The following is a 13,891-nucleotide window of genomic DNA, read 5'->3' as shown; positions in this document are numbered from 1 at the left end:
CGTGACCGACAGCGACGCCTACCTCAAGGCCTGGGAACCCGACAACACGATCCCGTACCCGCGCGCCGAGTGGCTCGCCGATTTCAAGGCGCCCGCTGCGGCGTTCCCGGCGTTCGACTTCCTGCCCATCGACATGTCGGTGGTGTTCACCGCTTACCTGGAGGACGCCCGGTTCGACCTGTACTCGCGGATCGACCTGGACATGGGCCGGGACGGGAAGCTGCGGCTGGCGGTCGTCGGCGCGGTGCCCGAGGACAAGGACGACATGCTGTTCTGCCTCGACCTCGACAGCGGCCAGGTGCTGCTGCTCGGCGTGGGCGACGGGACGCTGGAGCTGGTGAACTCGACGTTCAAGGCGCTCACCGAGTTCCTGTTCCACTTCGCGCTCTTCATCGACGCGGACACCGGTGGTGCCGGGCGGGCTGCGCGCGCCAAGGCGTTGCGCGCCAAGCTGAAGGCGATCGACCCGGAGGCGCTGGCGGACCGCGAGTCGTGGTGGAACGTCGCCCTCATCCAACTGGGCTCGAAGGGTTAGCCGCACCGAGTTCCTGAACTCGTGCCAAAACGGATGCCTCCCCTTGGCTCCGATTGCAGCTCCGCGCCCGCCGCTCTCCGTTCGGGGGCGGCCCTTGGCCGTGCGTGATTGGATGGGTGGATGGCGAAGAAGAAGAAACGCGGACCCGACACCATGAGCTTCCTCGTGTTGGCGCGCACGGAGGGCGGGGCCGAGGTGGGGTTGTATCCGGACGGGGCGAACTCGATCGCCTTGTTCTCGGTCGGCCCGCATGTGGTGAATACCGGTGGGCTGGTCCACTTGTCGGCGTTGATCGATCAGACGCGGGGCGAGCTGAACCCGGTCTACAAGGCCGAGTTCGATGCGGCGGAGCTGGACTGGCTGGTGCCGTTCCTGGTCCGCTTGCAGGCCGGGGAGGACGTGACGAAAGAGATCGTCTCGGCTTACCGGGAGCGGCACGGTTCGCCGCCCGAGACCATGCTCCTGGCCCGTACCCGTTCCTGAACCGAGCGCCTACGTGCCGGAGGGAGCAGGGGTTCAGAGCTCGGTCCCGATCCACTCCGGCGGGGTCGGGTCGGAGTGGAAGGCGACGAAGACCAGGTCCTCGTCGTCCGGCCGCAGCGGATCGAACAGGACCTCGGCGGTGCCCGCGGCCGGGATCGCGGTCCGGCCTCGGCTGAAGCGGGTCACCCACCGTTCGACGCCCTGGGCGTCGGTGAACCTCACCGTGACTTCGGAACCGGCGATTGAGCGCTGTCCCTGGTCGTTCGTGGTGATGCGCAGCGTCACGGCGGTGACCGCACCCCTGGTGCGGCGGCCCTCCGCGAGCATGCGGTCCCGGTCGGCGAGCTGGCGTCGCAGACGGCGGTAGTGGCGGATCGAGTGGGCGACAACGAGTCCGGCGATGGCAACGCTGATGGCGGGCAGCCAGATGTCGGCGTAGTAGGCGATCCAACCGAAGACGCTCCAGGAGGTGTCCTCGTGGAATACCGGATCCAGTCGGATCCCGACCGCGAGCGGGTCGAGCCATGTCGGCGCGTCCGCCACGATGGCGACGGCTGCCGCGCAGGCCCCGAGGGATGCCAGAATCCGAGGCTGCGGACCACCGCCCAGATACGAGTCGAGCAGCCACGACGCCACAATGGACCCGATCAGCGTCCCGACCATGCCGAGGCTCCAGAGGAAGCCGATCGTGCCGACACCCCAGAACGTCGGGATCGACTCCCGATCGTCGAAGACGCTGTCGATCACGGAGTGCCGCAGCATGTCAGCGGTCGTCGCGACGGCCAGGCCGCCCATGGCCGAGCAGGCGACTACGACTGCCGTGACGACGATCGCCCAGGCGAGGAACCGCCCGTCCCCCGTGCGCTGCCGCCGCTTCGCCCGCCTTGCCGATTCGGGGTCCATTGTGCTCATTGTCGGCCTCCTGACAGTCGGTCAGCGCAGCGCGCGCTCGGGGCCCCGGCCGTGGTGCGCGGGGCATCGCAAGCGTCGCGCGCCGCGATGCCCTACCGATCACAGCTTTCGGGTGCCACCCGCGGTCAGGAGGTGAGCTGGTCGAAGACCAGAGGCCACCAGGCTCCGGACGCGAAGGCGTTGGGGTCCAGGCGGAGCAGGATCTCGCGGAGGGAGGTCGCGCGGGCGGCGCGGCCCTGTTTGCCCTCGTCGGCGTTGACGAACTGCGCGAAGTGGTAGAGGAACTCGATGAAGAGCCGGTAGTTGGAGTTCACGGCCTGGACGTCGCGCGGGTTCGCCTGGTCGAGCTGGAGGATCTCGCCGGTGTCGGGGTCGAGCACGTACAGGAGGTTCTTGTCGTCCTCGACCGCGCCGACCACGATGAGGCGCAGGTCGACCTTGCCGTCCTCGGTGCCGAGGCTGATCGTGTCGTAGATGCCGGGGCTGCCAGGGAGGTAGGCGGTGTAGACGACCTCGACGTCGAGGGGGACCTCGTCGCCCTCGGGGAGGGCGGCGGCCGGGAAGCCTTCGGCGAGCCAGTCCTCGCGGGGGTACGGGAGCAGTTCGTCTTCGGTCCACAGTGCTTGGTACTTCGCCGCGGCGGGCATGCGGTCCTCCTCGGATCAGGGGGTGCTGTTTTAAAGGCGCTGTCGGGTTGCGGGAGACGGGGTCAGGAGAGGCCGAGGTCGTCGAGGAGGAGACGCCATTCGTCCTCCTCCTCGTCCTCGGGGGTCGGGTAGCCGCCGACGAGGTCGATGAGCTCGCGGTAGCGGGGGCCGAACAGGTACTCGTCGGCGAACGCGGTCGGGCTGGGCGCGAGGACCTTGGTCTCCAGCGCCCCGCCCGCCTTGACGGCGTCGATGTAGAGGTCGGCGTTGAGCAGGTGCACCGCACCGGATTCGGTGTCGGTGCACACCGCGTCGCCGTAGCCGACGGTGCCGAACTGGAGCAGGTGCGGGACGGGGTCGTGCAGGTCCCCCGCGCCCTTCTTGGCCAGTTCCGCAAGGGCGCCTTCGGCATCGAGGATGTCGACGAATCCCATGCGGGTGGCCAGGCCGTCGAAGATCCGGTACAGGTCCGCGAGCGCGGGCGGCAGGCCCTCGGTCTCGGCGGGTTCGCCGAGGTCGTAGTCCCAGCCGTAGCGTACGAGCTCCCCCATGCGGGGGCGGACGAGTGCGACCTTCGCGGCGAGTTCCATCCCGGTGTGCCCTTTCAGTATCCGACGACTCTGATGATGACGGGCGTGCCGTCGGGGACGCCTCTGAGCTGGCCCGCGATCTGCGAGCCGATGGTGCGGTTGGTGTAGGCGTCCATCCAGCGGAGGTTATCAGCGTGGTCGCGCCCGCCCAGCTGCAATTCGTGCACGTGGTCGGGGTCGAGTCCGTCACCGGCGCGGTTGGCGGAGGTGCGGCCCGAGAACTTCTGGGCGATGCGCCGCTGCTCGGCCCGGTTGCCGCGGTGGCGTCCGGTGAGTTTGCGGATGGTCGCGCCGCGGTAGTTGCGGGTGATCTGCGGGTCGCGTTTGACGGGTGTCTTGCGGAGCTTGCCCTCGCGGGAGAGGCGCACGAGGGAGTCCGCTTTGGTGCGGAAGTCCTTCTTGCTCATCTTGGGGTCGAACTTGATGGTGACGACCTTGGGTTTGACCTTCAGCGCGCCCTTGCCGGCGCGGAAGAAGCGCGGGTTGTCGATGAGGCCCGCGATGATCTTGGCGCCCTTGGCCACGGTCGACCGGGCGGCCCGCGTGCGTGCCCTAGCCATTGAGCACCGCCTCGATCGCCATGTTGAGCAGCTGCTCGATGAGCATGGAGGTGATCATCTTGAAGATGGGGATCTCCAGGAGCGAGGCGCCGAACGTGGCCACGGCGGTGGCGATGGCCTGCGCGATCTGGATGGCGAGGGTGATGAGCTGGACGATCATCTGCATCTTGAGGGCGAGCACGACGCCGGAGGCGATCATGAGGCCGATGCTGATGATATTGGAGGGCTCGTTGATGTCGGCGATGTTGCGCACCGCGGACTCGCCGTCCTCCCATTCGGAGCGGAACGCGTCGATGTCCTTGCTGACGTTGCCGTCGATGACGCCGCGGGCGGCGTCCTCGAGCTGGTCGATCGCGCCGGAGATCTTGTCGGACAGGTTCGTCCAGTTGTTGCCGAGGTCGAAGAGTTTGGTCTCGTCCGATTCGGGCCAGTCGTAGCCGAGCATGGAGAGCAGGCTCGTGAGCTCGGAGGGCAGTGACATACCCACTGGGAGTCTCCTTCGTAAGGGGAGGGACGCGGAGGGTGACGGGTGCGGGCGCGGGCGGGCGCCTGCGGCGGGGAGCGGGTCTAGAGGCCGAGTTCGGCGAGGAGTTCGCGGAAGATGCGGGCGGCCTCGGCGTCGGCGTTCTCGTGGTTGTCGGCCATCTCGCGGAGGTTGACCGAGTAGTCGAGGAGGTCTTCGATGTTCGACTCGATGCACTCCATGAGGGCCTCCATGACCACCTGGTGCGCGAGGTCGAGGAGGGAGCCGATCATGTCGCCGCCGAAGGAGTCCGAGAGGCCTTCGACGGCTGACTTGAACTCGTCGAAGATGCCCTGGACCATGTCCGTGGCGGCGTCGAGCGCGTCGGCGCCTTCGCGGATGGAGTCGAGGTCGAGCTGCACCACCATGGTCAGGACCCTCCTTGGAGCTTCTTCATGACCGCGCTGATCTGCGTGGTCATGGCGCGCATCTGGGCGAGGCCCTGGTCCTGGATCTTGGCGACGGCCTCGCCGATGGCCTCCAGGTCGGGGGCGGCCATGTCGGCGTTCAGGGTCTCGGCGCGGGCGTCGAGGGCGGCGTTGACGACCTTGCGGAGCTCCTCTTCGAGGAACTCGGTGCCCTCCTTGAGGACTCGGACCTCCAGGAACTCGAAGCGCTCGACGCGGCCGTCCGCGCCGAGGGTGATCTTGATGCGCCCGTCGGCCGCTTCGGCGGTGACGGGCGGGACCTGGTGGTCCTGCTGGGTTTGCCTCACGACGTCCAGTTGCGAGCGGGCTTCCGCCAGCTGCTGGGCGATGGCGTCCTCACCGAACATGCCGCCTCCGGGGGCTCAATGGACTCAATGTGAGTCTCAGCATAGACCCGGGGTGCAAATTTCGGGTCCCCCGTTTTCCCCTGTCTACCAGGGGTTTTGGCAAGTCTGTTTACCGTGCGTCACGATGTCGACTCTGTCCATATTGGTACGCATTCGACGATGCACTCGGGTCTCACTAGCGCGCTCCAGGCACAAGGGCCGCCCCGGCTTGCGCGGGGCGGCGGACTCAGGAGGCGCCGCCGCGCAGGGCCGGGGCCTTGGCGGGGTCGGGGCGGTAGTCGAAGGGCTCGTCGCGGTCGCAGCGCAGCCAGCCGTCCTTGACGTACAGGCGCGCGACCTGGACGGTGGAGCGGCGCCCGCCGCCGGGGTGGGTGAAGTAGTAGAGGAAGCCCTCGTCGGGGCCCTGGGTGAGGGCCATGGCGTGGTGGCCGAGGGCCTCGTCGAACGCGCGGCGGCCGGGCCCGGCCAGGAGCGGCACGGGCTGGCGGTGCCAGTGCTCGAGGTCGGTGGAGCGGTGGACGAGCAGGCCGGACCAGCCGTCGGTGACCATCCAGTAGACGCCGCCGAGGGAGAAGACCGTGGGGCCCTCCTGGGCCTGGTCGGTGACGGCGGGACCGGCCGGGGTCCAGCTGAAGAGGTCGTCGGAGTCGGCGGTGTAGATGCGGCTCTCGCGGGTCTCGTCCTTGAACCACATGCGCCACTTGCCGTCCGGGAGCTGGAGGACGGTGGCGTCGATGGCGCGCTCCGAGTCGAGGCCGAGGGTGGAGCGGTAGGTCCAGTCCTGGAGGTCGGCGGAGGTGTAGTGGCGGATCTCGGCGGGGCCGGTCCAGTCCTCGCGCACGCCTTCGAGGTAGGTGACGTACATGTGCCACTGATCGGCGTCGCGCAGGAGCTCGGGGGCCCACCAGGTGTCGCCGGGCTGGGCGCCGGGGAGCGCGGCGGTGCCCGCGTACGTCCATTCGCGACCGTCGGGGCTGGTGGCGCGGCCGATCTCGGTGCCGTGCACCCAGGCGACGCCCGCGTCGGCGGCGTTGGCGCGGCGCTGGGTGTAGAGCAGGTGCCACAGGCCGGAGCCGGGGTCGTGGACGACGGTGGGGTCGGTGGGGCCTTCGAAGACCGGGTCGGCGAACAGCGGGGCGGGGGCGGCGTGCGGAGGCGGGGTAGGACCGGTCGTCATGGTTCCTCCTTGATTTCCGGTGGCCGGGAGGCGGCCCCGAGGTGTGTAAGAAACCTAGCGGAAGAAAGCGCTTGCCGCAAGTTCGGACCCGGGCGTACCGGATAGCACAGCCCGTGCGCCCGGGGTAGGGTTTCTCCCCCTGTTCCCGAAGCGCCCGAATCCCTCGCGCTCCGGTACCGTTTATGTATGGACCTCAACGCGGACCTGGGGGAGGGTTTCGGTCGCTGGGAGCTCACGGACGATGACGCGCTGCTGCGCATCGTCACGAGCGCGAATGTCGCGTGCGGTTTCCACGCCGGGGACCCCCCGACGCTGCGCCGCGTCACCGCCCTCGCCGCCGCGGGCGGCGTGCGCATCGGCGCCCAGGTCTCCTACCGCGACCTCGCCGGGTTCGGCAGGCGCGAGATCGACGTCCCCCCGGAGGAACTGGCCGCCGAGGTGGCCTACCAGATCGGCGCGCTCCGCGTCTTCGCCCAGGCCGCTGGCGCCGACGTGGTGTACGTGAAACCCCATGGGGCGCTGTACCACCGGGCCGGGCGCGACCCGGTGCAGGCCGCGGCCGTCGTCGAGGGCGCCAGGCTCGCGGGCGTGGACGCGGTGCTCACCCAGCGCGGCAGCGCGCTCGACCTGCACGCGACCGAGGCCGGGCTCAGGGTCGTAGGCGAGGCCTTCGCCGACCGCGGGTACCTGCCCGACGGGCACCTCGTGCCCCGCGGGCTCCCCGGGGCGCTCCTCGGCCCCGCCGAAGCGGTCGCGCAGGCCGTGTCGCTCGCCGCCGACGGGGTCGTGACCGCCATCGACGGCACGATCACTCATGTTGCGGCCGAATCGATCTGCGTGCACGGCGACGGTCCCGACGCGGTGGCGGTCGCCGCGTCAATCAGGTCCGCACTGGACGAACGAGGCATCGACGTGGAGGCTTTCTCGTGAGCACCCTACCCACCGCAAAGCGACTGCGGCCGCTCCCGGCCGGGCCGCGCGGCATCCTGATCGACTGCGGCACGACCGCGCTCGCGCGCGCCTGCTACCGCTCGCTCCAGGCCCGGCGCATGTCCGGGCTCCTGGAAGCCTCCGACCTGGTCCCCGGCGCCACCACGGTGCTCGTCGACGGCATCGACGAACCCGAGCTGCTCGCCGCCGAACTCCCCGGCTGGCCGCTCACCGAGGAACCCGAAACGGTCGGCGAAGCCGTCGAGATCCCCGTCTGCTACGACGGGCCGGACCTGGAAGCCGTTGCGCAGCAGTGGGGTGTGAGCACCGACGCGGTAGCCGACATCCACTCCGGATTCGAGTACGAGGCGGCGTTCTGCGGGTTCTCCCCCGGGTTCGCGTACCTCGAAGGGCTGCCCGAGGAGTACCACGTGGGGCGCCGCGAAAGCCCCCGGACCTCGGTCCCGGCCGGGTCGGTGGCGATCGCCGGGCCCTACACGGGCGTGTACCCGCGTTCGAGCCCCGGCGGGTGGCAGCTCATCGCGACGATGACGAACCCGGGCAGGCTGTGGAACGAGCACCGCGAACCCGCGGCGCTCCTGGTGCCCGGCACGAAGGTCCGGTTCGCGGCGGTGCGGGTATGAGCCACATCGAGATCCTGCGCGCGGGCGTCCTCACCACCTGCCAGGACGCCGGGCGGCCCGGTTGGGGCCACCTCGCGGTCCCGCCCTCGGGCGCGGCCGACCGGCCCTCGTGGAAGCTCGCGAACCAGCTGGCGGGCAACCCGACCGGGGCCTGCGCACTCGAGACGACCCTGAACGGCGCCACCGTGAAGGCGCACCGGAACGTCACCGTGGTCGTGGGCGGGGCGCCCTGCCCGGTCACCGTCGACGGGCGCCCGGAGGCGTGGGGCCAGCCGGTGAAGCTCAAGGCCGGGTCGGTGCTCGACGCCGGGCCCGCCGAGGTCGGCGTGCGCTCGTACCTGGCGTTCTCCGGTGGGCTGCACCCGAAATCGAGCCTCGGCTCGCACTCGACGTGCCTGCTCTCCGGGCTCGGCCCGGCCCCGCTCACCGTCGGCGACACGATCCCGCTGGGGCCCAGCCCCGCGCACCCGCCGCTGCCGACGCAGTGGCCCGCACCGTGGGCCGGTGTCAGCGAGGAGCTCGTCATGAAGCTCCACCTGGGGCCGCGCCTGGAGTGGTTCCGGCCCGAGGCGGTCGCCGAGCTCGCGCGCGGCGTATGGACGGTCTCGGAGCACTCCAACCGGATCGGGCTGCGCCTCGACGGACCCGCGTTGCGCCGCATCGACACCGCCGAGCTCCCGAGCGAGGGCATCGTCGCGGGCGCCCTCCAGGTGCCGCCGAACGGGCAGCCGATCCTCTTCGGCGCCGACCACCCCACCACCGGCGGCTACCCCGTCATCGGCGTCGTCGGCCCCGAAGCCCAGGCCGCCGCCGCCCAAGCCAGGCCCGGCACCAAGATCAGGTTCGCCCCGATCCCCATGCCCCACTGGAGCAGACGAGCCTAGGAAAGCACCGAGCACGGTCGAGCGAGCCGGTTCGCGGCGGATCTCCTTCCGTCGGCAGCCGGTTCGCCGCTGCGGCAGACAAACCCGCGCGGCGCGGACCGCCTGCGGCGGCCAGCTCGTCGCCGCCAGCGCGGGGGCGGGCCGTCGAGTGCGGCATCCCCGCGAGCGCCGGTCGGAGCAGGCCACCTGAGCGACCACCTCGCGGCCACGTTGCGGCCGCTCGTCTATGCCGTGCGCGGCAAGGCCTCCCAAGGCTGCGGCAACACGCGACCGTCGGTCGCCGCGCCGCGCGTCCGCCTCGCGGCCGCCGGTTCGCCGCCGCGCCGCGCGTCCGCCTCGCGGCCGCCGGTTCGCCGCTGCGGCGGGCGAACCCTCGCGGCGCGGGCCGTCGGCTTCGGCCTCTTCGCCTCCGTTATCGCTGCATAGGCGCCTCCTCGCCCGCGAGGGCCTGGGCGAAGTCGGCGATGAGGTCTTCCGCCGCCTCGATGCCGGTGGAGAACCTGATCAGGTCGTCGCCGATGCCCGCGGCAGCCCGCTCCTCGGCGGTCATCTTGGCGTGGCTGCTGATTGCCGGGCGTGTCACCAGCGACTCCACGCCGCCGAGACTGGCTGCCGCGTAAGGGATCTGGAGCGCCTTCAGCAGCCGCTCGGCCGCGTCCAGGCCGCCGGTGGGGCGGAACGCCAGCATCGAGCCGAACCCGTTGAACAGCGCCGCCGCCCTCGCGTGGTCAGGGTGCGACTCCAGGCCCGGGTAGTGCACCTCGGCGATCGCCTCGTGCGTTTCGAGGAACCGGGCGAGCGCGAGCGCGTTCTCCCCCTGGGCCTTCACGCGGATCGCGAGGGTCTTGAGGCCCCGCGAGAGCAGGAACGCGGTGTGCGGGTCGAGGACGCCGCCCGAGAGCATCAGGTGGTGGCGGACCCGCTCGACGCGTTCGACCGAGCCGGTGACGACCCCGGCGACGAGGTCCGAGTGGCCGTTGAGGCCCTTGGTCGCCGAGTGGCACACCAGGTCGTAGCCGAGGCTGTGCGGCCGGAACAGCATCGGGGTGGGGAAGGTGTTGTCGATGATCGAGGTGAGGCCGTGCTCGCGACTGAAGCGTGCGAGCCCGGCGAGGTCGCCGACCCTGGTGAGCGGGTTGGTGATCGACTCGACGTAGACCGCTTTGGTCGCGGGGGTGAGCGCGGCGGCCCAGGCGGCGGGGTCGTCCGCGTCGACGATGTCGACGCCCCAGCCGATGCGGCGGGCCTCCTCGGCGAGGAGCGCGTGGGTGCCGCCGTAGATGTTCCCGGCGACGATGATGCGGTCGCCCGCGGCGAGGACGCTGGTGAGCGCGGTGCTGATCGCGGCCATGCCCGAAGCGGTGACGACCGCGGCCTCGGCGCCTTCGAGGGCGGCGAGCTTGTCCTGCAGGTAGGTCTGGGTCGGCGTGTTGGAGTACCGGATGTAGTCGACGCCGCCGCCGGGTTCGATCTCGTAGACCGTGCCCTGGTAGATCGGGAAGACGACGGACCGGTCGCGGGCGGGCCGGGGTTCTCCGGCGTGGACTGCGAGTGTCTCGAAACGTTCGCTCATGGCACTACGGTACGGCCGGGCGGGTAGGGCCCGCATCTGTCGAACGACCGGTTTGACCCCTGACGAAAGTCAGGGGTTCAGCGGCGCTCCTGGTCGAGGCTGGCGAGGTAGGCGTTGTAGACCTCGTGCGGGTCGTCCTCGGGGCGGCCCGAGGCGGCGGCGCGCTCGGCCATGCGGTCGAGGCGGCGGCCCTCGCGCTCCTCCGAGCGCGTCCACTGGGCGATGAGGACGACGATGATGATGAGGCTCGGGATCTCGCCGAACGCCCACGCGATGCCGCCCCCCGCGCGCTGGTCGGCGAGGAGGTCGCCCGCCCAGGGAACGGCGATCTGGGTGTAGAAGTCGGCGGCGATGATGTTGGTGCCCATCATGAGCGTGAGCCCGAAGATCGCGTGGAAGACGATCGACACGAAGTACAAGAGGACCTTCGCCGGGTAGGAGAGCGGGCGCGGCTTCGGGTCGGGGCCGATCACGACCCAGAAGAAGAGGCTCCCGGCGGCGAGGAAGTGCGCGGTCATGAACAGGTGCCCGAAGTGCGAGCGCATCGCCCACTCGAACATGCCCGTGAAGTACATGAGGTACAGGCTCGTGAGGTAGATGAACAGCGCGACGAGCGGGCGCGAGACGAGCTGCGACCAGCGGCTGTGGATCGCCGCGAGCAGCCATTCGCGCGGGCCGCCCGCGCGGTCGGGCTTGAGGGCGCGCAGCGCGAGCGTGACCGGCGCGGCGAGGACGAGGAGGATCGGCGCGAGCATGTTCAACGCCATGTGCTGCACCATGTGCGCGCTGAACAGGACCATCCCGTACTTGCTGAGCCCGGAGGACGTGGTGATGACGACGACGGCCCATCCGGCGATCCACAGGGCCGTCCGGTACCAGGGCCAGGCGTCGCCGCGGCGGCGCAGGCGCACCACGCCCGCGACGTACGCGCCGACGAGTGCGATTGCGGCCGTGCAGAACAGGACTGAGGGGTACCAGTCGAGGGCGATCGAGGAGAACGTCATCGGGCCGGGCGTGGGGAAGCCGAGGAGGGCCGTGTTCGGGTCGGGCAGCTCCTCGGACGGCGGGGGCGTCACCGACAGGGACGAGGCGAGGCCGAACGCGATCGCCATGAGCCCCAGCTCGACCGCGGCGAGCCGCGTGAACGCGCCCCGGTCCCCTTCGGCGACGCGAGGCAGGGTGGCGCGGCGGTGGGCCCAGCCGAAGACGCCGCCGAGCGCCAGCACCGCGAGCTTCGCGAGGGCGATGAGGCCGTATGAGGACGTCCACAGATCGGTGAAGTTCACGTTGGCGCAGAACACGATCAGGCCCGAAGCCCCGATCGCGGCGTACGCGAACACTGCGGTGTCCGAGTAGCGGCGGGCCGCGACGAGCGGGTCGCGGCGGGCGATGAACAGCGCGAACAGGCCGCCCGCCCAGAACGCGGCGGCGATGACGTGGATGAGGAGGCCGTCGACGGCGATCTGGTGGTTCCCGTTCGACGCCGAGTGCCCGGTGAACACCGGCGGGACGGCCGCCGCGACGGCGAGCGCGGCCGCGCACACCGCGCCGGGGATCGTGAACGCCCGCGCCGCGACCACGGCGGCGGCGGCCGCGAGCAGCGCGGTCAGGCCGAGCGCCTGCCCCTGCTCGTACTGGCCCACATAGGACCACAGGCCGAGGGCGGTCACGCCGCCGAGCGGGCGCGCGAACGTGTTCGCGAAATCGACCGGGAGGCTGACGAGCGCGATGAGAGCCCAGATCCCGGAGGCGGCCGCGCCGACGCGCAGCCACCGCCACGACTGGCCGGTGAGCCGGGCCCGATCGCCCTGGCGTCCGGGGAGGAAGCACGCGGCCGCGATCGTGCAGCCGATGGCGGCGAGCATCGCCAGGTCGTACCCGTATTTGAGGAGACCCGCGGCCCACGTGACGGCGGGGTCGGCGGTCGACAGCCCCGGCAGTTCCGCGACGTCGACGGCCCCGCCGAGGTCGAGCGCGATCACCGCGACCGCGAGCCCCGCGAGCACCGCGGCAGCGACGGCCAGAGCACGCAGACCGCGCCGGGGCGCGTGCGGCCCGCTTCGGGACCCCGCACCGCCGCCAGGTATGGTAGCGGCGGTGTTTTGGCTGGTCTCGGTCGATGCGGTCACGTAACCCAGCATGGCTGATTGTTCCAGCTCACGCCCCACCGGGTGGGGTCCAGTTATCTCCGGCAACTCCAGGGTGAATCCTGCGGGCGCGTGTCAGCCGTGTCGGGGGTGTAAGGCACAGTCATAAGGCACGGTCACAGGACATAGTCACAGGGCGCGGTTCGCGGAGCCGTGCGATGCCAGTCACGGCGGCGGCAGCGTCGCCGTAGTTTTCTATGGTGGATCGCGATGGGAATCATCGAAAGACGCGGTGAGATCATGAACCTGCTTCACGGCAGCGGTGGTGTGCTCGGCAACATGCACTTCACGCTCGACGGCTCGGACGACCCGTCGAACGTGCTCAACCTGATGGCCCTGGACGCCTACGTCTCCGGCGCGCAGCCCCACGCGGTGGTGCGGGCGCTCGACATGGTCGCCGACGACGTGGACCTCATACCCGAGGGCGGTTCACTCGTCCGGTCGATTTCCGGGGCCTCTTTTCTGCAACTGGTGACCGGCGACGGCTGGACGCTGCGGACGCAGCGCTGGCGCGACGGCTCCGGGCAGGCAGTCGTGACCGCCGAGACCCGCGAGCGCGCCGAGGAGATCGCCGCGTACCTCACCGACCGCACCGGCTCGGTCGAGGAAGTCGGCGAGGACAAGGTCGACATGGGGTTCTGGTACCGGTCGGCGCGCGGGCCCTTCCGGTCGACCCGGTCGATCAGCGCGCCGCGCTGGCCCGAGATCGAGCGGAACTACTCCTCGAACGCCGGGTCGGCGCTGGGCAAGCTCATGGCGACGCAGGCCTCCGACGTGACCGGGCGGCTCGTGCTGTTCCACGGCCCGCCGGGGACGGGCAAGACGACGGCGCTGCGGGCGCTCGCGCGCGAATGGGCGCCGTGGTGCCAGGTCGACACGGTGCTCGACCCGGAGGCGTTCTTCGCGGACCCCTCCTATCTCATGGAGGTCATCATCGGGTCGGAGATGGACCTGGTGCTCGACGCCGACCTCAACCCGGACGAGCCGCGGCGCGGCCACTGGCGGCTCATGGTCCTGGAGGACTGCGACGAGCTCATCCGCGGCGAGGCGAAGGAGGCGTCGGGCCAGTCGCTGGCGCGGCTGCTGAACCTGACGGACGGCCTGCTCGGGCAGGGCCGCGAGATCATGGTCGCGATCACCACGAACGAACGGCTCGACCGGCTGCACCCGGCCGTCGTCCGGCCCGGGCGGTGCCTGGCGCAGATCGAGGTCGGGGCGCTCTCGGCGCTGGAGTCGGGCGACTGGCTCGGCGGCGGCTCGGTGCGCGAGCCGATGACCCTCGCCGAGCTGTACGCGCGGCGCAGCGGCACGGACCCGACGACGACGGAGCCGGCGATCCCGCAGCAGCAGATCGGGCAGTACCTGTAGGGCATCATGCCGGTGGGGGGGGGGGGGGGGGGGGGGGGGGGGGGGGGGGGGGGGGGGGTGGGGGGTGGGGGGGGGGGGGGGGGGGGGGGGGGCGTGTGTATAGGTCTCCACCCGTTCTGTCGTATCTACGGCCAACTCCCTCC

At 70.8% G+C, this 13,891-nt stretch carries 16 protein-coding genes; 6 read left to right on the top strand and 10 right to left on the bottom strand.

Going from position 1 to position 13,891, the window contains the following annotated elements; translation table 11 throughout:
* Position 1: 1 nt before the first annotated feature.
* Together ACZ60M_RS16625 and ACZ60M_RS16620 are read left to right on the top strand one after the other, a co-directional pair.
* Positions 2–535, top strand: coding sequence for an SUKH-4 family immunity protein (locus ACZ60M_RS16625; protein ID WP_465418947.1), 534 nt, complete (start codon positions 2–4; stop codon positions 533–535).
* A gap of 120 nt (positions 536–655) precedes the next feature.
* The gene (locus ACZ60M_RS16620; protein ID WP_465418945.1) at positions 656–1,018 is read left to right on the top strand and encodes a hypothetical protein; all 363 of its coding nucleotides are present in this window, start codon (positions 656–658) and stop codon (positions 1,016–1,018) included.
* 33 nt (positions 1,019–1,051) lie between these two features.
* On the opposite strand, the gene ACZ60M_RS16615 is transcribed toward ACZ60M_RS16620, so the two are convergent.
* From ACZ60M_RS16615 to ACZ60M_RS16580, 8 genes are all read right to left on the bottom strand, one after another.
* The gene (locus tag ACZ60M_RS16615) at positions 1,052–1,930 is read right to left on the bottom strand and encodes a hypothetical protein (RefSeq protein WP_465418943.1); all 879 of its coding nucleotides are present in this window, start codon (positions 1,928–1,930) and stop codon (positions 1,052–1,054) included.
* 125 nt (positions 1,931–2,055) lie between these two features.
* Positions 2,056–2,577 (bottom strand): SUKH-4 family immunity protein, encoded by a 522-nt coding sequence (locus ACZ60M_RS16610; protein ID WP_465418942.1) that lies wholly within the window; start codon positions 2,575–2,577, stop codon positions 2,056–2,058.
* Positions 2,578–2,639: 62 nt separating this feature from the next.
* Entirely contained in the window at positions 2,640–3,167 is a 528-nt protein-coding gene (locus ACZ60M_RS16605) for a hypothetical protein (RefSeq protein WP_465418940.1), read from the bottom strand.
* Between the two features lie 14 nt (positions 3,168–3,181).
* Entirely contained in the window at positions 3,182–3,727 is a 546-nt protein-coding gene (locus ACZ60M_RS16600) for a hypothetical protein (RefSeq protein ID WP_465418938.1), read from the bottom strand.
* Entirely contained in the window at positions 3,720–4,208 is a 489-nt protein-coding gene (locus ACZ60M_RS16595) for a WXG100-like domain-containing protein (protein WP_465418937.1), read from the bottom strand. Before ACZ60M_RS16595 ends, ACZ60M_RS16600 begins: the two co-directional genes overlap by 8 nt.
* 86 nt (positions 4,209–4,294) lie before the next feature.
* Entirely contained in the window at positions 4,295–4,618 is a 324-nt protein-coding gene (locus ACZ60M_RS16590) for a WXG100 family type VII secretion target (RefSeq protein WP_465418935.1), read from the bottom strand.
* Positions 4,619–4,620: 2 nt separating this feature from the next.
* Positions 4,621–5,025, bottom strand: a complete 405-nt coding sequence (locus ACZ60M_RS16585) for a YbaB/EbfC family nucleoid-associated protein (RefSeq protein ID WP_465418933.1) — start codon at positions 5,023–5,025, stop codon at positions 4,621–4,623.
* Positions 5,026–5,251: 226 nt separating this feature from the next.
* A complete protein-coding gene (locus tag ACZ60M_RS16580; protein ID WP_465418931.1) occupies positions 5,252–6,202 on the bottom strand; it encodes a glycosyl hydrolase in 951 nt (316 codons plus the stop codon).
* 186 nt (positions 6,203–6,388) lie between these two features.
* On the opposite strand from ACZ60M_RS16580, the gene ACZ60M_RS16575 reads away from it, so the two are divergent.
* From ACZ60M_RS16575 to ACZ60M_RS16565, 3 genes are read left to right on the top strand one after another with little or no spacing between them, the layout of a single operon-like run.
* Complete coding sequence (locus tag ACZ60M_RS16575) at positions 6,389–7,132, top strand: LamB/YcsF family protein (RefSeq protein WP_465418929.1); 744 nt, start codon at positions 6,389–6,391, stop codon at positions 7,130–7,132.
* Positions 7,129–7,776, top strand: coding sequence for a 5-oxoprolinase subunit B family protein (locus ACZ60M_RS16570; protein WP_465418928.1), 648 nt, complete (start codon positions 7,129–7,131; stop codon positions 7,774–7,776). The genes ACZ60M_RS16575 and ACZ60M_RS16570 overlap by 4 nt, the downstream gene beginning before the upstream one ends.
* Positions 7,773–8,660 (top strand): 5-oxoprolinase subunit C family protein, encoded by an 888-nt coding sequence (locus tag ACZ60M_RS16565; protein WP_465418926.1) that lies wholly within the window; start codon positions 7,773–7,775, stop codon positions 8,658–8,660. The genes ACZ60M_RS16570 and ACZ60M_RS16565 overlap by 4 nt, the downstream gene beginning before the upstream one ends.
* A 412-nt stretch (positions 8,661–9,072) precedes the next feature.
* On the opposite strand, the gene ACZ60M_RS16560 is transcribed toward ACZ60M_RS16565, so the two are convergent.
* Positions 9,073–10,233, bottom strand: a complete 1,161-nt coding sequence (locus ACZ60M_RS16560) for a trans-sulfuration enzyme family protein (RefSeq protein ID WP_465418924.1) — start codon at positions 10,231–10,233, stop codon at positions 9,073–9,075.
* A 77-nt stretch (positions 10,234–10,310) separates the two neighbouring features.
* Positions 10,311–12,362 (bottom strand): bifunctional copper resistance protein CopD/cytochrome c oxidase assembly protein, encoded by a 2,052-nt coding sequence (locus tag ACZ60M_RS16555; RefSeq protein ID WP_465418922.1) that lies wholly within the window; start codon positions 12,360–12,362, stop codon positions 10,311–10,313.
* A gap of 228 nt (positions 12,363–12,590) precedes the next feature.
* Here ACZ60M_RS16555 and ACZ60M_RS16550 point away from each other — a divergent pair, with 228 nt between their 5' ends.
* Positions 12,591–13,748: a DUF5925 domain-containing protein gene (locus ACZ60M_RS16550; RefSeq protein ID WP_465418920.1), complete on the top strand. Its 1,158-nt coding sequence runs from the start codon at positions 12,591–12,593 to the stop codon at positions 13,746–13,748.
* Positions 13,749–13,891: the final 143 nt, after the last annotated feature.

Source organism: Glycomyces sp. NPDC050141 (genome assembly GCF_055586545.1).
Note: the sequence above shows the minus strand (reverse complement) of the source record. Positions and strands in the feature narration are given on the sequence as shown.